This is a genomic window from Deinococcus peraridilitoris DSM 19664, from assembly GCF_000317835.1.
Classification (GTDB): Bacteria; Deinococcota; Deinococci; order Deinococcales; family Deinococcaceae; genus Deinococcus_A; species Deinococcus_A peraridilitoris.
Window position 1 is genome coordinate 258516 of the sequence record NC_019793.1, and the last position, 23499, is coordinate 282014.

Consider the following 23499-nt stretch of genomic DNA (forward strand, 5'->3'; position numbering starts at 1 on the left):
CATGCTGAGCTTCCTGCCTTGGCTCGGGCTGCTCGCCGTGCTGGTTCTGCTGACGTGGCTGCTTTACCGAACGCCACCGCAGGTTGACGTCCGACGTGATCTGCCGGCGGCTGTCTTCGCGGGAGGCAGCGTGACGCTGACGCTGCAGATCCGAGTGCGATCGCGCCTGCCCGTGCGGATTTTGCTCGAAGACCCGCCGCCACGGACGGTGGTGCCGAGTTCGACCATTGATCTGGGCGGCCTGCTGTGGAGTGAAAGCCGGCACGAACTGCGTTCGACGCTGAACGCCAACCGGCGAGGCGTGTACACGTGGTCCGGGATCACCGTGCGCTGGGCAGATCCCTTTGGTGTGTTCTGGCACACCGCGACGCTCCCGCTTGTCGACAGCCTGGAAGTGTACCCGGGCACCCACGGTCTTGAATTGCCCACGCTGCTGCGCCCGCTGCTCTCCGAAGGTGCACTGTCACGCACCATCGGGCTTGAAGATCCGCTGAGCCTGCGGGGTGCCCGGCCCTACGTGCTGGGCGACCCACCGCAGCGGGTCGCGTGGAAGCTCAGCGCGCGCACGGGCGAGCTGATGGTCCGCGAGCTGGAACGTACCGCCAACAGCACGCTGCAGGTTCATGTCGACCAGCGTGGCAGCGCGGATTATCTTGAGAGCGCCGTACGACTGGCGGCGAGTCTCGTGCAGGAGGCACTGGAATTGGCACTGCCCGTGTCGGTCAGCAGTGCGGAGGGAGCGACAGAAACTGGAACCAGCCCGGAAGCGCTGCGACTGGCCCTGCGTCGCCTCGCCCAGCTGGAACGGCGTGAACAAAACGCGCCGATTCCTGTTCCTAGGCCTGGGGCCAACCTGATCGTGCTGACCCAGGAAGCGGGAGACGCCCTCGTGACCGCCGCACTGCATGCCCGCGCAGGTGCAAGCCGGGTGGTGATCGTGGTTCTGCCCGAGGGCTTTTACCTCGAACCCGGTGAAAAAGGTCGGTCCATGCGGTCGGCCCCGCCCGACCAGGTGCGTGAACTGGAGCGCCGCGCCGGCATTCTGGCGCAGTCGGGCGTGCTGGTATACGTTCTGCGGGGCAACCACAGCATCCTGAAATTGGGCGCCTGATACGGTTCGCGTCTCCGGCCTGCCAAAACGTGATCCAGGTGCTGGGCGCAGGCGATCGTGGCCGCCACACTGAAAATCAATCAGCGTGGCGCCGCTTTCTGCCGCGCGGTGGAGGTTGCCATGACGACGTCAAGATCGACGGTCGCAGAGTCCCTCAGGCGCCTGGAGCGCGAAGTGTCCGCCTGGCCTGGAGTCGAGGTCAGACACCACCGGACCGGCTGCACGCAGTTCCGATCGCCCCACGGAGAAGTCGGGCACCTGCACCGTGGCGGGCTGCTGGACGTGCCCTTTCCGCGCGAGTTGCGTGACCGTCTGGTCTCAAAAGGCCAGGCCCGCCCGCACCATGTCATGCCTGCCTCGGGCTGGGTCTCTTACCAGGTGAGCGGAGAAAAAGAGCTGCCGGGTGCCCTGGCGCTGCTGCGCCTCAGCTATGAGTGCCACGGCCTGGCCGGGGCGCCACAACCGGCGGGCCCTGTGGCACAGACGCCGCAGGGCCCACAAATCGACTGATTTCCACGCGGGCAGGGGCACGTCGGCGCGTTCCTCCTCTTAACTTTCGACAACGGTCAGACGGACATCCAGGTTGCCCCGGGTGATCCGGCTGTACGGACACACCTGATGCGCCTTGTGCACCAGATCCTCGGCCTGCTCGCGCGACAGGCCCGGCAGGGTGATCTGCAGCTCGACGTCCAGACCATAACCCTGCTCGTCGCGCAGCAGACCGACCAACGCCGTCACGGTCGAGTCACCGAATTCGATGTTTTCCTGGCGGGCGATCACCCCGATGGCGCTCTGAAAGCATGACGCGTATCCGGCTGCGAACAGCTGCTCGGGATTGGTGCCGCCGCCCCCTTTGCCACCAAGCTGGCCCGGAACGCTGAGTTTCACGTCGAGGTGGTGGTCGGGAGTCTCGATGTGGCCGGCGCGTCCACCGTGCGCGGTGGCCTGGGTGTGAAAGATCGCGTTGCTCATCTGCCCAAGGTAGCGGGGCAGCCTGATCCCAGACGGTCAGGCTGCCTACCATTGAACGACGGATGTGCCAAGGCTCAGCAGATTTGAAGTTTGCCGCCGTTCTCGCCTCTGCCCGTAAGACGCATGCAGTCGTTCGAAGACACCCCGGCAGTACTGGCAGCCACCGCGGGGCTGCGCTGTGACAGGGGCTGCGCTGTGACAGGGCCTGCAGCAGATTGACGCCCGTCGCGTTCTCGACCTGCTCTACCAGACCGATGATGCCGCAGGGTATGTGGGTGAGCGCACTTCGGTACCCGTTACCGCTGCCCGAGTCGATCACGCTGAGCTTGTCGATCTGCACGCCCTTCACGCTTTCGGCAAACTGCGACACGATGTCGGGCAGCATGTTCAGTACGAACGCCCGCTCGGCGTCGCTGCCCACCTGCTGAAACACCTGAACCATCATGCGAAACGCTTCGGCTTTGGCCGTACGTCCGACGAGGTTTCCCTCACGGGTATCCAGTTCACACCGCCGCGCAAAAGCGAAAAACCAGCCTGTGAAGGCCCCCACGCTGACTCCCGCCGCAGAAGCGAAGAGCAGGCGTCCCCCACCACCCAGACCGATCAGGCCCGCCACCCCGCCCAGGCCGAAGAAGGCCAGCGCGGATACCAGGGCGCGCAGATTCAGCAGGCCCAGCGTCTCTCCCCAGGCGGGGTGGTCGAAATCGTTCTCATGGCCGCCGAAGAGCGAAACAAGCAGGAATGTGCCGCCGACCGCGAGGCAGATCCAGTACAGCATGTCGCCCCCGCATCAGACTACGACGCGGAAGCTGCCCAGGTTAGGGCATCAGTCGCGAGGTGTGCCAGATCGCGCCCTCGCGGGTGTAAAGGAAGCGGTCGTGCAAACGACCCGGTCTGCCCTGCCAGAATTCGTAGGTGTCAGGAATGACACGAAAGCCTCCCCAGTCCTCGGGTCGGGGCACCTCGCCGGGAAAGCGTCCGGCGAGCTCCTGGTAGCGCAGTTCCAGCGCGGCCCGATGTGCAATCGGCGCACTTTGCGGTGTGCTGGCGTGTGCGGCAAGCTGGCTCTCACGGGGACGCCGCGCGAAGTAGGCATCGGCTTCCTCGTTCCGAACACGCTCCACGGCGCCTTCCACGCGAACCTGCCGCTCCAGGCTCGGCCAGTAAAACAGCAGGCTCGCCTGAGGATTGACCGACAGGTCATGTCCTTTGCGGCTGAAGAAATTGGTGTAGAACACGAAGCCACGCGAATCGAAAGCGCGCAGCAGCACCGTTCGGGCGCTTGGGCGACCTCGTTCGTCGGCGGTGGCGACGGTCACCGCGTAAGGTTCGTGTCCGGCTTCGGACAGGGCCTGTGCGAACCAGGCCCGGAACTGTTCCAGGGGTTCGGCGTGCAGGTCACTTCGACGCAATTCTGAGCGCGCGTAGGTCTTGCGCAGCTCTGCCAGGTCGCTCATGTCGTCCGGCCTTTGCGCGCCCGCGCCCCGGCGTCGCTGCCCGGCTCAGGCTGAGCGTGCGGCTGACATTCGGGACAGAAATGCGTGCCGCGCTGGCCCAACACTATTTTCTCGATGGTGCCGCCACAGCGGGCGCAAGCTTTGCCTTTGCGTGCATAGACGTTGTGGCGAAACTGAAACCAGCCGCTTTCACCGTTCGGCTGCGCGTACGTGTGATCGGCCAGGGTCGAGCCTCCGGCTTCGACGGCCTCGGTCAGCACTTCACGAATCGCGGTGTACAGCCGCCGCGCCTCCTCGGGCGCCAGCCGCGTTCGGGCCGGGTGAATGCCCGCGCGCCACAGTGCTTCGTCGACGTAGATGTTCCCCAGTCCCGCCACCGGACCTTGCGAAAGCAGCCAGGTCTTGACGACTGGCGCGTTCAGGGCCTGTGTGACGAAGGCTTCTTCGTCGAAATCTTCTGAAAGCGGTTCGGGGCCTATGTTCTGCAGGGTGGGCATGCTGCCGTACTCGCCCGTGCGGACGACCGCCCACTTGCCAAAGCGTCGCGAATCCTGAAAGTAGAGGGCGCTGCCGTCATCGAGGTGCACGGTCACGCGGGTGTGTCGGCCCGTCGCCGAACGAAAGCCGCCTGTCATGCCCAGGTGCACGATCAATTCCAGGGATTCATGTGGGTCGTCCTCGAACTGCGCGATCAGGTACTTGCCCCGGCGGTCGAGACGAGTGACCCGGCGACCTTCGGCAAGGTGCGTGTCGCGGTAGCGGTGGCGTCCGTCATGCTCGATCCGCACGATGGTGCGTCCCACCAGCAGCGGAGCAAGTTGACGTCGGGTCGTTTCGACTTCGGGCAGTTCAGGCACGGGAGGTCTCCGCAGAGCGTACATTCGGAAAACACGGTGGGAAATTTACGCCGCCGTGACACACGCAGACACGCCCGCCGAAAGCCGCGCACGGCAATTCTGCATTCACCTGCCCAGTCTAGTGCGCCCCCGGCCCGGCGTCGGTGGCCCAGGTGACGAGGGCTCATGGCGTGGGCGATCCTTTAAGCTGTCCCCATGATGAAGTTGTTGCTCACTGGGTTCGAGCCTTTCGGGGGTGACACGGTCAATCCCTCTGAGCAGGTCGTGGAAGCGCTGGGAAATCAGGTCGTATCCGGTGTGCAGGTGCGAGGCGAGCTGCTGCCCGTGGATACGGGACGGGCACCCCAGGTTCTGCGTGCAGCCCTGGAACGCCACCAACCCGACGCCGTGGTACTGACAGGGCTGGCCGCCGGACGCCCACAGCTCACGCTGGAGCGCGTCGCGGTGAACGTGCTGGATTTCCGTATTCCCGACAACGCGGGCGTACAGAAGCACGACGAACGCATCGAGCCCGCCGGCCCTGACGCGTACCTCAGCAGCCTGCCGCTGGGTGACATTCTGCGGGCCTGGAAAGCAGCAGGAATTCCGGGCTACGTTTCCGACACGGCGGGACTGTACCTGTGCAATCAGGTAATGTACGTTGCCCGTCACGCCCTGGGCGCGGAGGTGCCGTGCGGATTTCTGCACCTGCCTGCCAATCCGGAGGTGGCCCTGGGCGCACCGCGTGAACTGCCATACTTACCGCAACAGGAACTGAACCGCGGGGTACAGGTCGTGGTGGAAACAGTCGCAGCTCGCTTGCGAGCGCGCACCGCCACGGAAACCGAAGGCGTCACGGGCCTCTGACGCGCCGGCCTAAAGCGGTTGTCCATTTCATTGATGAAGGAAGACACGCCATCAATGCCATTGACTTGGGCAGAACGGACGCGCGCAAGCCCTCAAACCGCTTTAAGGGCTGTCCTGCGCAAGACGCCCTGAAGGACGCCTGCCCGCGTCTTCTTGGCCAGAACGGGCGCCCTTAAGGACGCCTGCCCGCTTCCAAACGCTCCTGGTCAAGGTCACTCGCTCCCCGCGCTGACAGCGTACCCAAAAGCGGTTTCGGGCACTGCGCGCTCTCCGCTCGGTCAAAGACATTGATCAAAAACCGATCCATGTCTTTGACAACCGCTTTAGGGAAACTTTGCCTTTCCCGGTTGCCACTTGCCCGCCGGGCCGCCGGTCCAGTACCACTCGCCCTGCGGCTTGTGCTGAAGACGGAGCATGACTTCTTCGAGGGGAACGCGCCGGGCGAAACGCGTGCGGGCGTGCCACTCGGCCAGAGCGGCGCCTGGCTCGACGGGTCGGGCGCTCCGCAGGAACGCGGCCGCGCGATTCATCGCCAGATCGAACAGGGCGTCCGGCGCGCTCACGAGGCTCCGTCCCGCAGTACGCTCACGCGGTGCGGCGGGCGGCGAGCGCCGCGATCTGGCCGGCGTGCCACACCGCGTGCCGCGCGTTGAGACGAATGAGGGCCGCAACGTCGAGCAGGCGCCCGCCATAAGCCAGGGTCACCTGCCGCTGCTCGGCGCTCAGGGCGGCCAGCTGCGTCAGTTCCCAGGCCATCAGGGCGCTCAGGCCGAGGTGATCCGGAGGCCGGGAAGTGCCCAGCGCGCCGGAGATCACCGCCCAGTACCCCCGTTTGGTGTCGTGGATGTGCTCCAGCAGCCAGGCGACGCGCGGCGGCACCTGACCCTGCGCCAGCGACATGGCTTGCTGTACCGACTCCCAGGAATCGTAGTTCGCCTCGTGCAAGGTCAGGTACAACGCGTCGGCGGTCATGAATGCAGCTGGTAGCGCCCGCCATCCTCGCTGAGGCGCCCGTGCGACTGAAGCCGCGCCAGTACTTCCCGGGCCTGAGACTCGGTCAAGGGTGAGGCCTGCACGAGATCTTCGAGCGTGAAGCGGCCTCCGCGTCGCATGGCCAGACGCAGCACCATGCGCTCGGCAATGTCGTCGCGTGGGCTCATCCCGATACGCGCGCCGACCGAGCGGTACACGAGCCATCCCACCAGCACGCCGGCAAGCAGCTCCAGCGGAATCAGGCGAAAAGCCAGCAGCGGGTCGCCTTCAGCTGGCCGGGGATTGCCGTGCGTGTAGACCATGCCGTAAGCGACCAGGGCAGCTCCCAGGCCCGCAACCAGCGAAAGGAAAAGGCGTTGCCAGTACATGCCCTCATTCTGCACGTCCGCAAAGGTCCGCAAGGTGCCTTGAGCCCACGTCGAACTCGCCGCTGCTCCCCGGCGCCCCGGCTTGCCGGTGGACGTCACGCGCGTCGCGCCCGGAAATCGGTATAACAAGGCATGACCTCACTTTTCGATCTGTCAGGCAAGCGGGCCCTCGTGACGGGCGCGAGCAAGGGCATCGGTCTCGCCAGCGCCCGGCTGCTGTCGCAGCTGGGTGCTCAGGTTACTGTTTCCGCGCGCGGTGAAGCCGATCTGGTGCGGGCCGCGAGCGAAATCGGCGCACGCGCCATCGTGGCCGATGTCAGTCACGCCGCCGAGATCGAACGCCTCGTGCAGGAAGCAGGCGAAATCGACATTCTGGTCAGCAACGCTGGAGGCCCGCCCACCGGCCTGCCAAGCCTCGTCGACGACGAAGGCTGGCAGCGCGGCTTCGAGCTGACGTTCATGTCCACGGTGCGGCTTTCGCGCGCGCTGGTGGGTGGGATGCGCGCGCGTGGCTGGGGACGCGTCATCACCATTACCAGCCTGACGGTCGGCAGGCCCAGCCTGGGCCTGCCGGTGTCGAACGCGCTGCGCGCCGGTGTGACCAACTTCGCTCGCTCGCTCGCCCTGGAAGTGGCGCGCGATGGGGTGACGGTCAACACGGTTGCGCCCGGCTATACCGCCACCGAACGCCTGCAGGAAGTCTTCAAGTCACCCGAGGACGCCGAGCGGGTCATGAGCCGTATCCCCGCCGCGCGTTTCGGCAGCGCCGACGAGGTCGCTTCGGCGGTGGCGTACCTTTCGACGGCGGGCGCGGCGTACATCACCGGCCAGGAAATTCTGGTCGACGGCGGCTGGAGCATCTGAGGGCCGAAAGCGGAGGGGTGTCTCCGCCCGCCCTCAGACGGGGACGCCTGCCTGTTCGAGCTGCACGTCCGTGTGGATCTCGGCGTTGAGAGACGCGACCACCGAGCAGTACTTGTCGTGTGACAGCTGCACGGCCTTTTGCAACGCTTCCAGGGTAACGCCTTCGCCGCCGGCGATGTGCCGGACCGTGATGGTGGTGTAGCGCCGGGGGTGCTCTTCGGCACGCTCCCCTTCCACCTCGATCCGGTAGCTGCTGAGGGGCGTCTTGCGTTTGGCCAGGATGCCCACCACATCGTACGCCGAGCAGGTCGCGAGTGCTCCCAGCAGCGCTTCCATCGGACGCACTCCCACGCTGACCGGAGAAGCGTCGATCAGGAGTTGCTGTCCACGCTCGTTCAAGCCGACATACCGTTGCTCACCCAGGTAATGCATCGTCATCTTGGTGCCCATGCCCCATTGTACGAAGCGGGCACGGCGCAAAGGGTCTTCACGTCAGGTTTCGGCCTGCTGCGCTTCCTGCCCGACGTCCCGCGGCAGCTCCGCGAGGTCGACCACATCGTCGTCTTCCTCTTCGAGCGCGCTGAGCACCACCCGAAAGGTCGCGCCGCCGCCCGGGGTATCCACGACGTACAGGTCGCCTTTATGGGCCTGCACGACCTGCTGTGAGATGGTGAGCCCCAGACCGGCGCTGCCGGCTTCCTTGCCCCGGTAGAACTTGTCGAAAATGCGTTTCTTGACGCGGTCGGGAACGCCCGGCCCATGATCGATCACGTCCACGATCAGTTCGTTGTTTTCCTGTCGGGCGGCAATATGAACGAGGTTGGCGTCCCCACATACCCGTGTGGCGTTCGTCACGAGGTTCACGAACACCTGCGTCAGGCGGATGGGATCTCCCACCGCGTCCAGGACCGGCGGAACCTCGACGCGCACCCCGTAGTCGCGCCCGACCTGCTGCAGCAGTTCGGAGAGGTTGATGAAGTGGGGTTCGATGGACTGTACCAGTTCTCCGCGCGACAGCTGAAGGAGGTCATTCACGAGACGCGTCATGTTCTCGGCCACACGAATCGAGTCCGACACGGTCTGCGAGTGACCCAGCTCGCGCTCGGCCCGTCTCAGGTAACCCAGCAGGGCAGTCAGCGGGGTTCGCAATTCGTGGCTGCTCTCGGCCAGAAAGGTCTTCTGGAGCTTCAAAGCTTCTTCGAGCTGCTGCGCGGTTTCTTCGAGCTTCAGGCGCTGCTCCTCGGCGATCTTGTTCAGTCGCTCCACCTCCTCCAGGCGCGACTGCAGCGTCATGTTGAGTTCACGAATCTCGGCCTCGGCGCGTTCACGGCGGGCGCGCTCGGCGGCCTCCGAAAGCGCGCGCACCACCGCCGGTACGAGGCGCTCCAGGCGCTGCTTGAGCACGTAGTCGGTCACGCCGCGCCGCAGGGTTTCCACGGCAACTTCCTCCCCCATCGCGCCCGTGACGATCACGAACGGCATGTGGCGGTAATAGCGACGGACATAATCGTAGGCACTCAGGCCGTCATAGCTGGGCAGCGAATAATCGGAAAGCACGAGGTGCGGAGCGAAGTCGCTCAGCTCGCGACGAAAGTCTTCTTCGACGTCCACCTGCTTCACTACGCAGGCCCAGGGCAGTTCGCCCTCTTCGAGCATGGCCTTGACCAGCTCGTGGTCAAGCAGATTGTCTTCGAGGTGCAGCACCCGCAGAGTGCTGGGCAGATTGGAAAGGTCGTAATGATCGTTCATGCGGTGTCCTTGACGTGAACATGAAGTCCCTGCTCAGCGGCGTGAGGGGATTGAAGGGGCAGGGCAATGTAGAAGGTGGCGCCTTCACCGAGTGTACTTTCAGCCCACACGCGGCCGCCGTGCCGGGTCACGATGCGCCGGACATTCGCGAGCCCGATGCCCGTTCCTTCGAACTCCTCGGCGCGGTGCAGACGCTGAAAGACTCCAAAAAGCTTGTCGGCGAAACGGCTGTCGAAGCCCACCCCATTGTCGCGTACCGCGACGATGGTTTCATCCGCCCCGAGGCGTGCGGTCACCGAAACGGTCCGCTCGGCACGGGTACGGCTGTATTTAAGGGCGTTGGAAAGGAGGTTCGTGAAGACCAGTTTGAGCAGCCCCGGATCGCCGGGCACGTGCGGAAGTGGGCCAAGCTCCCATTTCACCGCAGCGCCCCCGACGTCGAGTTCTTCGATCGCCTCGTGAAGCAATGTGTTCAGGTCGACCTCGGCAAAACGCATCTCCTGACGTCCCATACGCGAGAAGTTCAGCAAATCGTCGATCAGGGCGCTCATGCGTGTCGCGGCACCCGTGATGATGTTCAGGTAGCGCTGTCCCTTGTCACCCAGCACTTCCCCGGCTTCCTTACCCAGCAGGTCGCCGAAGCCCACGATGTGGCGCAGCGGGGTGCGCAGGTCGTGTGACACCGAGTAGCTGAATGCCTCCAGTTCGCGGTTGGCCTCCAGCAGCTCCTGGGTCCGCATTTCGACCCGGAGTTCGAGCGTCTGGTTGAGCTCCTTGACCTCACGTTCCGCTTCGCTCGCCTGACGAAACAGGCGCTGGTTGTCGATGGCCGTGGCAAGGCGCGCTGCCACCTCGTGCGCGAGTTCCTGGTCCCGATCGTCCGCGACATGCCGGTAGCCCAGAAACAGTGCGCCAAGAGGCTGCTCGCCACGGGCGATGAGCGGTATGGCCAGCACACTGGAAAGGCCCATCGCGTACAGGGTGTCGTTCGACGCCACCAGGTCGCTCTCTCCACGCTCAATGATTCCACGAACGTACTGTTCGATATCTTCCTGGCGCCCCTCGAGGACATCAAAATTCACGTGCGGCCGCGATTCGATGGTTTCGTGCAGCTCCACGCCGTCGCGCAACCACAGGGCCGCACTGTCCGCAAAGCGCTCGGTCAACAGTCGCAGCACCCGGGGAATGTCGCGCGTTTCACCCAGCGGAACGGCCAAGACCCGGCTGATTTCGGCCAGCAGACGCGAAGAGGCCTCGGAATATACCTGATCCTCCACGTCAGTGAGGGTGCCAACCCACTCGATGACCGCGCCATCCTCACCCAGAATGGGCAGGCTGCGCACCATAAACGTCCGGTACTCGCCATCAGCGCGAACCAGGCGGTATTCTCCCTCGAATGGCACCTTGCCGTGCAGCGAACGACCCCACTGCTCCGTGAAGGTGGCACGTTCATGAGGATGCACCACCTCTTCACTCAGTCCGCCGCCCGCGCGCTGCTCGCCTACGTATTCGGCCCAGCGGCGGTTGAAGTAGGTCGTTTCACCCCGCGGATCCGAGAGCCACACGATCTGGGGCATTCCCTCGATCAGGCCACGGTAGCGCGCTTCAGAGCGGCGAAGCTGCCCTTCGAATTCGATCCGTTCATGAATGTCGGTGCAGGTACCAACCCACTCGATGACCTGACCTTCGGCATTGTGAATCGGGCTGGCGCGCCCCACAAACCAGTGGTACTCACCGTCGAAGCGGCGGAAACGGTATTCGATCTCGTATGGTTCGCCGTAGCGCCAGGAGCGTTCCCAGGTGAGCAGGCTGCGCTCGACGTCGTCCGGATGGAGCGCCTTGGCAAAACCGAAATCGACTGACTCGTCAGGGCTCAGGCCGGTAAAGGCGTACCACCCGCTGTTGAAGTAACGGTGCCTTCCCTGTGGATCGGTCACCCACACCAGTTGCGGCATGGCCTCCAGCACACCCTGATAGCGTAATTCGCTTTCACGCAGCGCACGCTCGGCTTCCAGACGTTCGGTCATATCCCGCACGACCTCGAGCTGACCAATCACCTCGCCTGCCTCGTTGCGCACGAACGAGCGCTGCACCTCGCCCGTGAACTCACTGCCGTCCTTGCGGCGGTAACGCGCCACAGACGAATTGAAGTCGTTTTGAGAAGGCATTTCCGCGGAAACCCGCAATGAGGACAGGTTTCGTCCTTGCAGTTCGTCTGTGGCATATCCGAACGTGCGGTTCAGGGCCGCGTTGCTCAGCCGCACCTCGCCCGTCGGACCGGCAAACAGCGCGGTGTCCTGCATCGCCTGAAAAATTGCCGCGAATTCTGCGCGTGATTCGGTCAGCGAAGCGCGCGAGCGGGCCAGTCGCGAGGACATCTCCTCGGCCCGCTCGCGCGCGCGCACCTGCGAATTGGTGGTCCAGAAGGCGGCAAGAGCGATGCTCAGACCGACCACCAGCACCACCCAGGGGGTCAGGGAAAAAACATTCTGGCCAAACTCAGGAGGCGCGCTGAACTCCAGCTTCCAGGTTCGCCCTGCCACGTTGAGTTCATGGCTGTCGAAAAACTGCGCTCCCTGTTTGATTTCACCGTACATGGTGGCTGCGTCGTCGGATACCCGCAAATCGATTTCACCGTACCGGGTGCGCCTGTCCACACCCGACAGGAAGTCTCCGGTGCGGAAAGCCGCGTACAGAAAGCCGCGCAGGGCGGCGCGGCGCTCCTCGACAGTACGCAGGCCGACGCCGTTTTCGTAGATCGGCAGGTAAATCAGAAATCCGCTCTGCGAAGATTCCTTGCGTTTTTCCTGTACCAGCGTCACGGGCGCGGTCGCGGCTGCCTCACCGTTCGTGAGGGCGCGCTCGATGGCCGCCCGCCGGAGCGCTTCGGAGTGCATGTCAAAGCCCATCGCGTAGGCATTGGCCTCGTTGCGGGGTTCGAGATAGGTGACGGGCACGTAAGCGTCTTGCGCCGGCACGGGCCGGACGCGGAAGGACGGCAGGCCCTGCCGGCGCAGACGGGCTTCGAAGGCACCCAGTTGCCCCGGGCGGACATACTCGGCGTACCCGATGCCCTGAATGCCGGGATAGTTTCGGATCAGCTCCAGCGAATCGATGTAGCGCGCAAAGTCGTCTCGGCTCACCTCAGAGTTCACGCTCCACAGCCCACGTGCGGAGCGCATGGCCTCGATGTAGATGTCGAGGCGTTGCTCGACAGACTGCGTGACGGTGTCCGCTTCCCTGAGAAAGCGGGTGCGTTGCTGCTGGGCAGCCAGCTGATTGACCGACCAGGTGCTGACAGTGGTGAGCAGCAGTACCAGGGCAAGCACGAAAAATGCCAGATTGAGCGGTCGTCTCGACGCCGGCACCGTGCTCATGGAAGGCAAAGGCTCAGCCATGACGGACTTTAGTGTAGCGCGCCGGCCGCCGCGTCGAGAAAGACCTTCACCGGCACATCGGCGCCTGTCCAGGCCCGAAAGCTGAGGCGCGCCTGATGCGCCAGCATGCCCAGGCCGTGCTGAGCGCGCAATCCACGCTGACGGGCGTCCCGCAACAGGCGCGTTTCCAGTGGCTTGTACACCATGTCATAGACGAGCGCGTGAGCCGGCAGCGCAGGAAAGTCAGGCAGCGGCGACTGTCCGGGCGCGTTGAGTCCTGCCGAAGTGGCATTGACGAGCAGGCTGATGTCACCCCAGGGCAGCGCGGCAAACTCTCCAGCGGTCACGGACGCGCCCTCACCACAAAAATCGAGCGCGAGCCGGCTTGCCTTTTCGGGAGAGCGGTTCCAGATGAACACGCTTCGCCCACTGCGCGACAGGGCATAGACGGCTGCCCGCGCCGCGCCCCCGGCACCGAGTACCATTGCGGGTCCGTCGGGCACCTTGGCGTCTACCAGCGCCGCGAGCAGGCCGGGCGCGTCGGTGTTGTCTCCATAAAGCTTGCCGTCGCGGTGAATCACCGTGTTCACGGCGCCAATGCGCCGAGCACCGTCGCTTAAGCCGTCCAGCAAAGGCACGGCCGCCTCCTTGTGGGGCAGGCTGAGGTTGGCACCCAGCACCCCTGCCTGGCGCAGCAGCGCGAGCGCTCCTGGCAATTCTGTCGCCGCGACCTGCATCGCTTCGTAGGTGCCCTGAATGTCCGCCCGCGCGAAGGCGGCGGCATGCATGAAAGGAGACAGCGAGTGGCCTGCCGGATCCGCGTACAGGTACGCTCGCACGCCCGCGGTCGAAAACGCCTGCTGTGAAGCCATCGGCGCTCAGTGTAGCGGGCAAGTGCCGCGTTGCGTTAAGACTTGCTTGAGGTATCGCCCACCTCTTCTTGACTCCCGCACGGGCAGCGCCCAAGTGTGGGGCAGGGCACCTCCTGCACCTGACCTCACGCGGAGAATGGAGGCACCACATGAGCCTGGTTTTCGACCCTTTCCCCTCGCACCAAGCAGGGGTAGCTTGTGTGGTCTCAGGCATTGCTCCGCCAGAAAACCCATACCGCTTTCTGCCCGCCCTCTCATACCGCGTTCCAAACCAGGAGACTGCTTGAAAGACACGATGACGACGGTCAACATCCTCCTCGACACGCCCGAGGAAGCCCTGGCCCTGCTGGGCACGGGGGATGTCAACCTCCGCAAGATGCGAGAACTTTGCGACGCGAAACTGATCGCCCGTGGCGACACCGTCACGATCAGCGGCGATGCCCGGCAGGTCGAGGTCGCCGAGAAACTGGTACATGACGCTCTGGGCACGGTTCGTTCAGGTGGTGAGGTCAGCCCGGAAACGCTGGAACGTTCGGCACGGCTGGGCGCCGAAGGGCGCAGCCTCAGTGCGGAGACCAGCACGACCGTTCAGTTGCCGCGCGGCCTGCGGGCCAAGACGCCTGGTCAGAAGGTCTACCTCGAAGCCATCGAGAAAAGTGACATCACGTTCGGCATTGGCCCTGCCGGAACCGGCAAAACCTACCTGGCAGTCGCGATGGCAGTCGCGGCCCTCAAAGCCCGCAAGGTCAAACGCATCATCCTGACCCGCCCGGCCGTCGAAGCGGGCGAGCGCCTGGGCTTTTTGCCCGGCGATCTGCAGGCCAAGATCGATCCGTACCTGCGTCCGCTCTACGACGCGCTGTACGACATGCTGGAAGCCGAACGCTTCGAAAGCTATCTCACGAGCGGCATCATCGAAGTTGCTCCACTGGCCTTTATGCGTGGCCGGACCCTGAACGACGCCTTTGTGATTCTCGACGAAGCGCAGAACACCACGGGCGAGCAGATGAAGATGTTTCTGACGCGCATGGGTTTCTCGAGCAAGGTGGTGGTGACTGGCGACGTCACCCAGATCGATTTGCCACGGCATGTCACGAGCGGCCTGGCGATCTCCAAGCGCATCCTGGGAGGCATCGACGGCATTCACTTCCACGAGTTCACCGAAGTGGACGTCGTGCGCCACCCGCTGGTCGGCCGGATCATCAAAGCTTACGAGACGGCCGAAAACGCCGAGGAAAACCGCCGTGCGGCCCGCCGTGGCGATTTGCCCTCGATTCCCGAGGACGAACGTGATCTCCCGACTCCGACCAACGGCGCCGAGTGAAGGCTCTCCGCCGGACATGATCGATCTGGTGGTGCGCAAGTCTCCCCCACCCGGCGTGCGGCGTGCGCTCCGGGTGGCCCTGAGGGGCGTCATGCGGCACTTCGGGGTGGAGGATAAATCGGTCACCGTGGTGCTGGTGGGCGACCGGACGATTCGGCAGCTCAAGCGCGAAACCTGGGGCGAGGACGCGGTCACCGACGTGCTGTCGTTTCCGACCTTTGTGCCGGGCGATCCGTTCGTGCCGCCGCACCTGGGTGATATCGTGATCAGCCTCGACACGGCGGCGCGGCAGGCCGGGGCGCGCGGTCATACGCTGTCGCGTGAAATGTCGTTGCTCGCGTCGCATGGCCTGACGCACCTCGTGGGCTTCGATCACCCCCACGCCGAAGGGCTGGGTTTCGAGGAAGGTGCGACGGGTGAAGGATGGCAACCCTTTCATGCAGCGTGGCAGGCTGCCCAGGCTGAACTGGCTTCGCTGGCCGACCCGGTGCGCTAAAACAGGGCCATGAGGCCGCCTCGCTCTTCCAGGCCCGGTCCTGCCGCTTCGTTTGGCGCCCGAAGTCCGCACGCCGGCATTCACACCTGGTGCACTGCCGCGCGTTTCGCGCTGAGCGGGCTGGCCCATGCCTGGCGCACCCAGCCCAATTTTCGTACCGAAGTGGGTTGCGCCGCGCTGGCCATCATCCTCGCCGTGCTCCTGCGCGTACCGTTGACGCCCATCCTGCTTTCGTGTGCCCTGGTGCTGAGCCTCGAACTGGTGAACACGGCGATCGAGGCGGTGGTCGATCTCGTATCACCCGAGTTTCACCCACTGGCAAAAATTGCCAAGGACGCCGGGGCGGGCGCGGTGCTGCTCGCTTCAGTGTTCGCGCTGCTGGTGGGCGCTTCCGAATTCCTGCCGCGTCTGTGGAGCGCCGCTGGCATGTAGCGCGGGTCACCCTTGATGTGGCCTGGCCGGACGCCCCGGCTCTCGCGGACCACTCGACAGGGTTCGTTCATCACGAACGGCACGGAGCCTCCGTGCTACAATCTGCTGATCTTATGGACGAGCCTCCCAGTTCTGGCTCCGAGGCCCACGCCGCCCACGGACTTGCGCTCGCACGCGACTTGCGCCAACACGGGGCGGCCCTTTGCTGTAAGTGGAAGTGTCTCGGCTGTAAATATTTGGGCGATAACCACCCGGAGAGCGCCTTGGAGGCGCTTCTTCTGCAGGCCGCGCATAACCACACCGAAGTCCGCGGCCTCGCGGCGCGTAGGAGCGCGCCTTTTCGATGAGTGATATTTTCGGCCTCGCGGCCCTGTTTTTTCTGGTCCTGCTGAACGGATTTTTTGTGGCGGCCGAGTTCGCGCTTGTCAGCGTACGGCGCACCCGCATCGACCAGCTTGCCGAGGAAGGCATCGGTGCCGCGCGCATCGCACAGCGCGCGGTGCGCAATCTCGATCTGTACATCGCCGCCACGCAGCTGGGCATCACCATGGCCTCACTGGGCATCGGCTTCATCGCCGAGCCTGCCATTCACCACCTCGTGGAAGGCCCGCTCAGCCGCGCCGGTCTGGCTGAAGGCAGCGTCAACACCGCGTCCTTCGCGATCGCCTTCTCGATCTCCACGATTCTGCACATCGTCTTCGGAGAGCTGGCGCCCAAATCCATTGCGCTTCAGCGCTCCGAGGAGACCTCGCTGTGGGTCGTGCGTCCCCTGATGGCCTTCGCGTTCGTGTTTCGTCCGGCGATCTATCTGCTCAACGCCCTCGGGAACGGGGTAGTGAGTCTGATCGGACTGAAGCCGGTGTCAGGTCACCACACCGCCCACTCCGAAGAGGAAATCCGCATGATCGTCAGCGCCTCCAGTCAGGAAGGTGTGCTGGAGGACGATGAGAAGGAACTCGTCTACAACGTCTTCGACCTCTCGGACACCATGCTGCGTTCGATCATGACGCCGCGGGTCGACATGGTGCTGGCCGACGCCAGCGCCACCCTGCGGCGGGTGCTGGAACTCAACGAGGAGCACGGGTACTCACGGGTGCCCGCCTACCGCGACACACCTGACAACGTCATCGGCATCGTGCACACCTCGGATGTGCTGAAGCACCTGCAAGAGCTCGATCACGTCACCATCGGCGATATCGTGCGGCCCACCTATTACGCTCCCGAATCGATGCGGGTGAGCGACCTGCTGAGGACCATGCGCGAACGCAAATCGCACATGGCCATCGTGGTGGACGAGTTCGGTGGAACGGCAGGACTCGTGACGCTGGAAGACGTACTCGAAGAGATCGTCGGCGAAATCTACGACGAAACCGACGAGGAAGCGGAAGTGCAGGTCGAGCATCTGGGCGAGGGCGTCTACCGGCTGGACGCCTCGCTCAACATCGATGAGGTGGAAGAAGTGCTCGGCGTGGAACTCGACGGGCAGGAAGAAGCCGGGGAGTTCGATACGCTCGCGGGCTTTGTCACCCAGCACTTCGGCTACATTCCCACGGTTGGCGAGCGGTTTCAGTCCGAAGGCTGGGAGTTTCTGGTGGAGGGTGCCGATCAACGCCGCGTGATTCAGGTGGTGGCCAGCAAAATTCAACCCGTTCCGCTCCTCGAGAGCGGTGGAGACGCCGCATATGACAGTTGATCAACAGACCGCCGATGCCGAACTCCTGAGCGCCGCACAACAGGCTTACCACAACGCCTACGCGCCTTACTCGAAATTCGGCGTGGGAGCGGCCCTGCGCACCCCGACCGGTGAGGTGTTCGCGGGTGCGAACGTCGAGAACGCCAGTTACGGTCTGGGGCGCTGCGCAGAGCAGAGTGCTGTGCAGGCCATGGCCACCACGGGGCAGCGCACCTTTACCGAGGTCGTGGTGTACAGCGAGGCGAGCCCACCGGCCAGCCCGTGCGGCGCGTGCCGGCAGGTCCTGTTCGAGTTCGCCCCAGAAGCGCAGGTCACCTGCGTCAATCACCTGGGAGAAGTCCTTTCCCTGCAGGTCAAGGAGCTGTTGCCTCACGGCTTTCGTCTGGGTGAATAGAGTAGGCTCGGCGCTTCGGAGAAGGGGTTCAGGCCGCACGGCCTGAACCCCTTCTCGTGCGCGTACTGGGCACGCGTGGGCGGCGTCCCGGTTGCCGTTCGGTCCGAGCGGGTATACTTCCGGGCGATGGCCACCGTGCAGGAGCTGCGCGACAAACTTCGCAAACCGCTGGAGCGTGAACTGCTGACCGGCTGCAGCAACCGTGTGGTGGCAGGCGGCGTGGAAAAGCTGCTGGAGCATCTGGGCAAACCCTTTCCGCAGGTGCGCGAGGCCCTCCGCGGCTATGCGGCAATGGACGAAGACGAACGTGGCGAGCGCTTGCGTGCAGCGCTGGCGTTGCTCAGTGACGCGCCCCGCCCGAGCACTGAGCGCAGTACTGGGGCACGCAGCGCTCCGCCCGTGACGCTCGATCCCACTGCGCGGCTGCAACCCGGCGATGAAGTCTCCAAACTCGACCTGGGACCGGGCAGCGTGAAGAAGCTCCACGCCCTGGGGCTCCGGACGGTGCGCGACGTGCTGCACCATTATCCCCGCAAGCACGAGGACCGCCGCGCCCTGCCCAACTTGCAAGACGTTCAGGACGGCGAGAAGCTGACGGTACAAGGCGTGGTGGTGTCCAAGACCCGCCGCACACCCAAACCGGGCATGTTGATTCTGGAGGCCGTATTGCAGGACGCCTGGGGGCAGAAGGTTCGCTGCACCTGGTTTTCACAGCCATGGGTGGAAAAGCAGCTCAGGGAAGGTGCACGTCTGATCGTCTCCGGCCGCGCCAAGCGCTTCGGACGTACCCTGCAACTGGGCGTGGAATACTTCGAAACTGAGGACGAGGGTAAGGACAGCCTCTCGATCAACCGCATCGTGGGGGTGTACGACAGCAAGGACGGCATCAGCCAGGCGTTCTTGCGCCGGGCAGTGCAGCAGTGCCTCGCGCGCACCGACCTCGGTGATTACCTGACCGCGCCGTCGCGTGCGCGCTACGCGCTGACCGACCTCGCCGACGCCCTGTCCGGCATTCATTTTCCCACTGACGAGGATCACCTGACACGCGCCATGGCGCGACTGCGCTTCGACGAGTACCTGTTTCTGGAGCTGCGGGTGCTGCTGCAAGGCGAGGAAGGGGTGCTGCTCGGCAAGCGGTTCTCGGCGAGCGAACAGGACATGTCGACGTTCGAGGCGTCACTGCCATTTCGCTTTACGGGCGCGCAGAAGCGCGTGCTGCTGGAAATTGCCGATGATATGCGCTCGGAACGGCAGATGGCCCGGCTGGTGCAGGGGGACGTGGGCAGCGGAAAAACCGCCGTGGCCGCCTGCGCGCTGTACCTCGCCGCGCGCGACGGCTACCAGGGCGCCTTGATGGCGCCCACCGAGATTCTGGCCCGGCAGCACTTCGCCAATCTGCAGGGCTACCTGTATCCGCTTGGCGTGCGGCTGGGCCTGCTGATCGGGGCGATGACCGGCAAACAGAAGGCCGAAATGCAGCGCGCCATCGCAAGCGGCGAAATCGACGTGGTGATCGGTACGCAGGCCCTGATTCAGGAAAGCGTGACTTTCAACAACCTCGGTTTGGCCGTGGTGGACGAGGAACACCGCTTCGGGGTGATGCAACGGCGCAAGCTGCTGCAAAGCCGCCCCGACGTGCTGGTGATGAGCGCCACTCCCATTCCGCGTTCGTTGGCGCTGACCGCTTACGGCGACCTGGAACTGTCCATCATCGACGAATTGCCCCCGGGCCGCACGCCCATCGAAACGAAGCTGCTCGCCGATACCCACCGGGCGCAGGCGTACGGTTTTGTGATGACCCAGATTCGCGAGGGCCGTCAGGCGTATGTGGTGGCCTCCTTGATCGACGAATCCGAGACGCTCACCGAGCTGATGGCCGCTTCCGCGCTCGCGGAGAATCTGCGTGGCCTGCTGCCGGAGGCGCGCATCGCGCTGCTGCATGGCAAGATGAGCGCCGCCGAGAAAGAGGACGTGATGGCACGTTTCCGCGCACGCGAATTCGATCTGCTGGTGTCCACCACCGTCATTGAGGTGGGCGTGGACGTGCCGAACTCGACCGTGATGGTGATCGAGAACGCCGAACGCTTCGGCCTCGCCCAGCTGCACCAGTTGCGCGGTCGGGTCGGTCGGGGCAGCCTCAAGAGCTACTGCATCCTGATTGCCGGAGACCACAGCAAGAAGACGCGGCAGCGTCTCAAGGTCATCGAGGGCAATACGGACGGCTTCGTGATCGCTGAGGCTGACCTGAAACTGCGTGGTCCCGGCGAGATTCGCGGCACCCGCCAGTCTGGCCTGCCCGACCTCAAGCTCGGTGACATCATCAGCGACGTGGAAGTCATCGAGCGCGCCCGCGAACTTGCCAAAGCGATGCTGAAAAGTGATCCGCAACTCGCGCATCCCCGCCTGAACGCACTCAAAAGCGAGTTGCAGGAACGGGCAGCGCAGGTGGCATACCGTGAGGTGATCTGAGCCCTGAATTGACACCGCGAGCCTGCCGCTCAGCCGCAGGTAAATGTCGGTTCAGCACTCGTTCAACGTCCGACCAAAACTGCTCCCCGCGCAGTGACATGTTTGCCACGAGTGAACTGACAGACTGTGAGTCATAAGCGCAGCTTTGAGCGGGCAAGTAGATCCGCGCGCAGCGAGAGGTCGGACAGGCAGACGCCCCGGCCTCTCCCTTTTTGCAGTCTCGTCTGCCCAGCGCCGCACGCTTACATTGGCCCTACACTGGCCCCATGGCGGACTTGACCCTTTCAGGCAAAAACGCTCTGATCACCGGAGCAACCGGCGGCATCGGCAAGGTCACGGCGCGCGAGCTGGCGCGGCAGGGTGCGCGGGTCACCGTGGTGGGTCGCGACCCCGTCAGAACTCGGGCTACCGTGGACGAACTGCGTCTTGCCACCGGCAATCACCAGATCGAAGGGCTGCTGGCCGACCTCGGAGTGCAGTCTCAGGTGCGCGCGCTGGCCACCCGTTTCCAGGCACGCCATGAACACCTCGACATCCTGGTGAACAATGCCGGAGCGCTCCATGCCGAGCGTGGTGAGACGCCCGAGGGCATCGAGCAGACTTGGGCAGTCAACCATCTGGGCTATTTTCTCCTGACGACCGAGCTGTTGAGTCTGCTGACACGGTCACCAGGTGCGCGCATCGTCAATGTCGCGTCCGAAGCCCACCGTGCCGGCACGATGAATTGGGGTGACCTGGAAGGTCGCCGTGGCTACCACGGTTTTCGGGCGTACGCGCAGAGCAAGCTGGCCAACATACTGTTCACCCGTGAACTGGCGCGTCGGCTGCGTCCTTTCGGCGTCAGCGCCAACGCCGTACATCCGGGTGTGGTGGCCTCTGGCTTCGGCAAAAACAACCGGGGCATGACGGGACTGCTGTGGACCGTGCTCTCCCCTTTTGCACGCACTCAGGAACAGGGCGCCCGCACCAGCGTCTATGTCGCGTCCAGCCCGGCAGTTGATGGACTGACCGGGCGCTACTTTGCCCGCGAGCGCGTAGCCCAGCCCGCGCCGTTCGCGCTCGACGACGCGGCCGCCCTCCGGCTCTGGCAGGTCAGTGAAGAGATGATCCAAACCCGCTGACCCAGGAAAGCCCCTCACACCGAATAACGCCCGGCAAGTGCTGAGCACCCGGTCAGCCTGACCCCATCGCCCGAGCCATCCCGTGAAACCGCAGATTTCCTGGAGAGTGTTTGGCGCTGTCCGCGCCCACGCGTGCATTCAGATTCGACTCATGAGTATGGTCTGAAAAGACTTCTTCTGAGCCTTCGCCGACGCCTGAAAGGTCGGCGCTTTCTGTGGCAGGGAGAAAGCGTGATGGCGCGTTTTTTGCCGTGTGAGCAGTTCCCGCTTTCTGACTGGCCTGTAAGGCTCTTGTCAGAAGGCCGATGTTAATTTGCCTTGAGGTTCATGAGGTTCTAGTAAATGGACATCCGACGTCCCGCAGTACCCGGAAAGGAGGCTCCTACTTTCGTCCACTCGTGCTCGCCTGTTGCTTTGAACTCCGGCCGCCCACCCCGCGCTTTATCAAGGAACTGAAAATGGAGACACCACACATTGCATCAAGCTGGAACGGAATGTTCCTGGCGCTTTCGTGCCTGCTTGCCTGGAGTGCCTCGCTGCTGGCACTGGATCTGGGAGATCGGGCGCACAAAGCCAACGGTGCCCGGTGGGGTTTGTGGTGGACCGTTCAGGGTTTCATTCTTGGATACGGCGTGTGGGCCATTCAGGCGGTTGATCTCCTGATCGTTGGTCGCAGCACTGGGGCGGCGTATGACCTCAACCTGGTCCTGGCGAGCGGTGTCGTGGCAGTCGGCTGCACGATGGCTGCACTCAGGATGGGTCAGACCGAAATCTGGCCAGTCCGCTGCGGCGGAATCGTGCTGTTCGGCCTTGGAGCGTATGCCACCTCGCTGGTCGGGATGGCCTCGGTGGTGTCAGGTCCCTCAGGTGAGGCTGCGCCAGGAAGCTGGGGGCTGGGTGTAAGCGCGGTTTCGTGCAGCATTGCGCTCTGGCTGTTCACGCTCGTCAATGGACAGCGTGACGCCTGGCGGCCAACGGCCAGCGTGCGTACCCGCACGCTGGTCGCTCTCGGACTGAGCGTTGCCGTGACCGTGTCCCATTACTCCAGCCTGAGCACGGGAAGCTTTACGGGGACAGGAGATGGCTGGCTCGGCATCCTCGGATCCGGCGTCTCGGGCCTCATCGACGCCACCACCATGGTGACGGTCGTGGCTTTTGCCACGCTGCTGATGCTGGGTGTGACGGTGCTGAGCATCGTCATGAACAGTGACGGCAGCGAAGTCTTTCAGGAACACGGCGGCTGAGCGGCTGCCGCTTTCGTCCATTTCGCCCAAACATCATTTCTTTCCACAAGGAGCAGTCACATGGCCAAAATCGTAATTGTCGACGACTCGAACGCAGACCTCAAGCTGATGGAGAGCATTCTGACCTCCGGCAGCCACACGGTCACCGCACTCAACGACCCCACGTTGGCCGAAGAGCGCATTGCCAGCGAGAAACCCGATCTGGTGATGCTCGACGTGGTGATGCCCGCCAAGAACGGCTACGAAGTGCTGCGTGGACTGAAGCGCAATCCGGTCACCAAGGACCTGCCGGTGGTGCTGGTCAGCTCGAAGGCGGCTGACACCGACGTGCGCTGGGGCCTGCGTCAGGGCGCCAGTGAGTACATCACCAAGCCCTACACGGCCGAGCAGGTTCTGGCCGCGGTCCGAAAGGTGGTGGGCTGAGACCGTGGGCGACACCGCGCGCGCGTTGCTCGTGCGCCTGGGTGAGCGGACCTTCGCGCTGAGCGCCAGCTCGGCGCGCGGTGTTGTGGCGCTTGAACGGATCACGACCGTACCACGCGCCAGCGAGCTGCTGCTCGGCCTGATTCCGGTTCGCGGCGGCATCGTCCCCCTCGTCGATCTCCACACGCTGCTGGGAGCCGGCAGCACCCACGATGTGCGCCGCCCCGATGCCCGGGCCGTCGTGGCCGACGTCGAAGGCAACACCTTTGCGTTTCCGGTTGACGACGTACTGGGTTTCGGAGAGATCGTCACCGAGGCGCAGCCTCACGAAATGAGCGCTCCACCCGTACAGCAACTTGGCCACGACGTCGAAGCCCTCAACCCGGTTCGCGTGATGCACACGCTCGCGCAGCACCTCAATTCCTGACCTTTCCAAA

The 23499-nt window shown here is 64.2% G+C and carries 25 protein-coding genes; 15 read left to right on the forward strand and 10 right to left on the reverse strand.

The genetic code is table 11. The features are described 5' to 3' along the window. Position 1 precedes the first annotated feature (1 nt). Entirely contained in the window at positions 2–1111 is a 1110-nt protein-coding gene (locus tag DEIPE_RS01100; RefSeq protein WP_041230620.1) for a DUF58 domain-containing protein, read from the forward strand. A 120-nt stretch (positions 1112–1231) separates the two neighbouring features. Beyond that, a complete protein-coding gene (locus DEIPE_RS01105) occupies positions 1232–1621 on the forward strand; it encodes a luciferase domain-containing protein (RefSeq protein ID WP_015234138.1) in 390 nt (129 codons plus the stop codon). A 39-nt stretch (positions 1622–1660) separates the two neighbouring features. On the opposite strand, the gene DEIPE_RS01110 is transcribed toward DEIPE_RS01105, so the two are convergent. Further along, positions 1661–2083, reverse strand: coding sequence for an organic hydroperoxide resistance protein (locus DEIPE_RS01110; RefSeq protein ID WP_015234139.1), 423 nt, complete (start codon positions 2081–2083; stop codon positions 1661–1663). Between the two features lie 275 nt (positions 2084–2358). Here DEIPE_RS01110 and DEIPE_RS23680 point away from each other — a divergent pair, with 275 nt between their 5' ends. Further along, complete coding sequence (locus tag DEIPE_RS23680; RefSeq protein WP_157448724.1) at positions 2359–2511, forward strand: hypothetical protein; 153 nt, start codon at positions 2359–2361, stop codon at positions 2509–2511. A 390-nt stretch (positions 2512–2901) separates the two neighbouring features. Here DEIPE_RS23680 and pdxH read toward each other — a convergent pair whose 3' ends face one another. Both pdxH and DEIPE_RS01120 read right to left on the reverse strand, forming a co-directional pair. Beyond that, positions 2902–3540, reverse strand: coding sequence for a pyridoxamine 5'-phosphate oxidase (gene pdxH / locus DEIPE_RS01115; protein ID WP_015234140.1), 639 nt, complete (start codon positions 3538–3540; stop codon positions 2902–2904). Further along, a complete protein-coding gene (locus tag DEIPE_RS01120) occupies positions 3537–4397 on the reverse strand; it encodes a DNA-formamidopyrimidine glycosylase (RefSeq protein ID WP_015234141.1) in 861 nt (286 codons plus the stop codon). Before DEIPE_RS01120 ends, pdxH begins: the two co-directional genes overlap by 4 nt. Positions 4398–4592: 195 nt before the next feature. Here DEIPE_RS01120 and DEIPE_RS01125 point away from each other — a divergent pair, with 195 nt between their 5' ends. Further along, positions 4593–5243, forward strand: coding sequence for a pyroglutamyl-peptidase I (locus tag DEIPE_RS01125; protein WP_015234142.1), 651 nt, complete (start codon positions 4593–4595; stop codon positions 5241–5243). Positions 5244–5566: 323 nt separating this feature from the next. Here DEIPE_RS01125 and DEIPE_RS01130 read toward each other — a convergent pair whose 3' ends face one another. From DEIPE_RS01130 to DEIPE_RS01140, 3 genes are read right to left on the reverse strand one after another with little or no spacing between them, the layout of a single operon-like run. Beyond that, positions 5567–5806 (reverse strand): hypothetical protein, encoded by a 240-nt coding sequence (locus tag DEIPE_RS01130; protein WP_015234143.1) that lies wholly within the window; start codon positions 5804–5806, stop codon positions 5567–5569. Between the two features lie 22 nt (positions 5807–5828). Further along, entirely contained in the window at positions 5829–6215 is a 387-nt protein-coding gene (locus DEIPE_RS01135; protein WP_015234144.1) for a hypothetical protein, read from the reverse strand. Beyond that, positions 6212–6733 carry a hypothetical protein gene (locus DEIPE_RS01140; protein WP_015234145.1) on the reverse strand — a complete coding sequence of 174 codons (522 nt, stop codon included), beginning with the start codon at positions 6731–6733 and terminating at the stop codon, positions 6212–6214. Before DEIPE_RS01140 ends, DEIPE_RS01135 begins: the two co-directional genes overlap by 4 nt. Positions 6734–6736: 3 nt before the next feature. On the opposite strand from DEIPE_RS01140, the gene DEIPE_RS01145 reads away from it, so the two are divergent. After that, entirely contained in the window at positions 6737–7468 is a 732-nt protein-coding gene (locus DEIPE_RS01145) for an SDR family oxidoreductase (RefSeq protein WP_015234146.1), read from the forward strand. A 33-nt stretch (positions 7469–7501) separates the two neighbouring features. Here the strand turns inward: DEIPE_RS01145 and DEIPE_RS01150 are convergent, their stop codons facing one another. Genes DEIPE_RS01150 through aroE form a run of 4 tightly spaced genes read right to left on the reverse strand, consistent with a single transcriptional unit; the run spans position 7502 to position 13466 of the window. Then, positions 7502–7918, reverse strand: coding sequence for an OsmC family protein (locus tag DEIPE_RS01150; RefSeq protein WP_015234147.1), 417 nt, complete (start codon positions 7916–7918; stop codon positions 7502–7504). Positions 7919–7960: 42 nt separating this feature from the next. After that, positions 7961–9217 carry an ATP-binding response regulator gene (locus tag DEIPE_RS01155; RefSeq protein ID WP_015234148.1) on the reverse strand — a complete coding sequence of 419 codons (1257 nt, stop codon included), beginning with the start codon at positions 9215–9217 and terminating at the stop codon, positions 7961–7963. Then, positions 9214–12615 (reverse strand): CHASE domain-containing protein, encoded by a 3402-nt coding sequence (locus tag DEIPE_RS01160; protein ID WP_015234149.1) that lies wholly within the window; start codon positions 12613–12615, stop codon positions 9214–9216. Before DEIPE_RS01160 ends, DEIPE_RS01155 begins: the two co-directional genes overlap by 4 nt. 8 nt (positions 12616–12623) lie before the next feature. Further along, positions 12624–13466, reverse strand: coding sequence for a shikimate dehydrogenase (gene aroE / locus DEIPE_RS01165; protein ID WP_015234150.1), 843 nt, complete (start codon positions 13464–13466; stop codon positions 12624–12626). 295 nt (positions 13467–13761) lie between these two features. On the opposite strand from aroE, the gene DEIPE_RS01170 reads away from it, so the two are divergent. From DEIPE_RS01170 to DEIPE_RS01220, 10 genes are all read left to right on the forward strand, one after another. Further along, entirely contained in the window at positions 13762–14790 is a 1029-nt protein-coding gene (locus tag DEIPE_RS01170) for a PhoH family protein (protein WP_052326753.1), read from the forward strand. A gap of 16 nt (positions 14791–14806) precedes the next feature. After that, positions 14807–15286 (forward strand): rRNA maturation RNase YbeY, encoded by a 480-nt coding sequence (ybeY, locus tag DEIPE_RS01175; protein WP_015234153.1) that lies wholly within the window; start codon positions 14807–14809, stop codon positions 15284–15286. A 9-nt stretch (positions 15287–15295) separates the two neighbouring features. Beyond that, complete coding sequence (locus DEIPE_RS01180) at positions 15296–15718, forward strand: diacylglycerol kinase (RefSeq protein WP_015234154.1); 423 nt, start codon at positions 15296–15298, stop codon at positions 15716–15718. A gap of 343 nt (positions 15719–16061) precedes the next feature. Beyond that, positions 16062–17411, forward strand: a complete 1350-nt coding sequence (locus tag DEIPE_RS01190; RefSeq protein ID WP_015234155.1) for a hemolysin family protein — start codon at positions 16062–16064, stop codon at positions 17409–17411. Next, positions 17401–17805, forward strand: coding sequence for a cytidine deaminase (cdd, locus tag DEIPE_RS01195; protein WP_015234156.1), 405 nt, complete (start codon positions 17401–17403; stop codon positions 17803–17805). Before DEIPE_RS01190 ends, cdd begins: the two co-directional genes overlap by 11 nt. 126 nt (positions 17806–17931) lie before the next feature. Continuing rightward, on the forward strand, positions 17932–20274 hold the full coding sequence (gene recG / locus DEIPE_RS01200) for an ATP-dependent DNA helicase RecG (RefSeq protein ID WP_015234157.1): 2343 nt from the start codon (positions 17932–17934) through the stop codon (positions 20272–20274). Positions 20275–20540: 266 nt separating this feature from the next. Beyond that, on the forward strand, positions 20541–21395 hold the full coding sequence (locus DEIPE_RS01205; RefSeq protein WP_015234158.1) for an SDR family oxidoreductase: 855 nt from the start codon (positions 20541–20543) through the stop codon (positions 21393–21395). A 458-nt stretch (positions 21396–21853) separates the two neighbouring features. Continuing rightward, positions 21854–22639, forward strand: coding sequence for an MHYT domain-containing protein (locus DEIPE_RS01210; RefSeq protein ID WP_015234159.1), 786 nt, complete (start codon positions 21854–21856; stop codon positions 22637–22639). Between the two features lie 60 nt (positions 22640–22699). After that, positions 22700–23062, forward strand: coding sequence for a response regulator (locus DEIPE_RS01215; RefSeq protein ID WP_015234160.1), 363 nt, complete (start codon positions 22700–22702; stop codon positions 23060–23062). Between the two features lie 4 nt (positions 23063–23066). Next, the gene (locus DEIPE_RS01220; protein ID WP_015234161.1) at positions 23067–23489 is read left to right on the forward strand and encodes a chemotaxis protein CheW; all 423 of its coding nucleotides are present in this window, start codon (positions 23067–23069) and stop codon (positions 23487–23489) included. Positions 23490–23499: the final 10 nt, after the last annotated feature.

Excerpts from the sequence above, each read along its gene's own strand:
- DEIPE_RS01100 (WP_041230620.1), top strand. The coding sequence starts at position 2 with ATGCTGAGCTTCCTGCCTTGGCTCGGGCTGCTCGCCGTGCTGGTTCTG.
- DEIPE_RS01105 (WP_015234138.1), top strand. The coding sequence starts at position 1,232 with ATGACGACGTCAAGATCGACGGTCGCAGAGTCCCTCAGGCGCCTGGAG.
- DEIPE_RS01110 (WP_015234139.1), bottom strand. The coding sequence starts at position 2,083 with ATGAGCAACGCGATCTTTCACACCCAGGCCACCGCGCACGGTGGACGC.
- pdxH (WP_015234140.1), bottom strand. The coding sequence starts at position 3,540 with ATGAGCGACCTGGCAGAGCTGCGCAAGACCTACGCGCGCTCAGAATTG.
- DEIPE_RS01125 (WP_015234142.1), top strand. The coding sequence starts at position 4,593 with ATGATGAAGTTGTTGCTCACTGGGTTCGAGCCTTTCGGGGGTGACACG.
- DEIPE_RS01135 (WP_015234144.1), bottom strand. The coding sequence starts at position 6,215 with ATGACCGCCGACGCGTTGTACCTGACCTTGCACGAGGCGAACTACGAT.
- DEIPE_RS01145 (WP_015234146.1), top strand. The coding sequence starts at position 6,737 with ATGACCTCACTTTTCGATCTGTCAGGCAAGCGGGCCCTCGTGACGGGC.
- DEIPE_RS01150 (WP_015234147.1), bottom strand. The coding sequence starts at position 7,918 with ATGGGCACCAAGATGACGATGCATTACCTGGGTGAGCAACGGTATGTC.
- DEIPE_RS01155 (WP_015234148.1), bottom strand. The coding sequence starts at position 9,217 with ATGAACGATCATTACGACCTTTCCAATCTGCCCAGCACTCTGCGGGTG.
- DEIPE_RS01160 (WP_015234149.1), bottom strand. The coding sequence starts at position 12,615 with ATGGCTGAGCCTTTGCCTTCCATGAGCACGGTGCCGGCGTCGAGACGA.
- aroE (WP_015234150.1), bottom strand. The coding sequence starts at position 13,466 with ATGGCTTCACAGCAGGCGTTTTCGACCGCGGGCGTGCGAGCGTACCTG.
- DEIPE_RS01170 (WP_052326753.1), top strand. The coding sequence starts at position 13,762 with ATGACGACGGTCAACATCCTCCTCGACACGCCCGAGGAAGCCCTGGCC.
- ybeY (WP_015234153.1), top strand. The coding sequence starts at position 14,807 with ATGATCGATCTGGTGGTGCGCAAGTCTCCCCCACCCGGCGTGCGGCGT.
- DEIPE_RS01180 (WP_015234154.1), top strand. The coding sequence starts at position 15,296 with ATGAGGCCGCCTCGCTCTTCCAGGCCCGGTCCTGCCGCTTCGTTTGGC.
- DEIPE_RS01190 (WP_015234155.1), top strand. The coding sequence starts at position 16,062 with ATGAGTGATATTTTCGGCCTCGCGGCCCTGTTTTTTCTGGTCCTGCTG.
- cdd (WP_015234156.1), top strand. The coding sequence starts at position 17,401 with ATGACAGTTGATCAACAGACCGCCGATGCCGAACTCCTGAGCGCCGCA.
- recG (WP_015234157.1), top strand. The coding sequence starts at position 17,932 with ATGGCCACCGTGCAGGAGCTGCGCGACAAACTTCGCAAACCGCTGGAG.
- DEIPE_RS01205 (WP_015234158.1), top strand. The coding sequence starts at position 20,541 with ATGGCGGACTTGACCCTTTCAGGCAAAAACGCTCTGATCACCGGAGCA.
- DEIPE_RS01210 (WP_015234159.1), top strand. The coding sequence starts at position 21,854 with ATGGAGACACCACACATTGCATCAAGCTGGAACGGAATGTTCCTGGCG.
- DEIPE_RS01215 (WP_015234160.1), top strand. The coding sequence starts at position 22,700 with ATGGCCAAAATCGTAATTGTCGACGACTCGAACGCAGACCTCAAGCTG.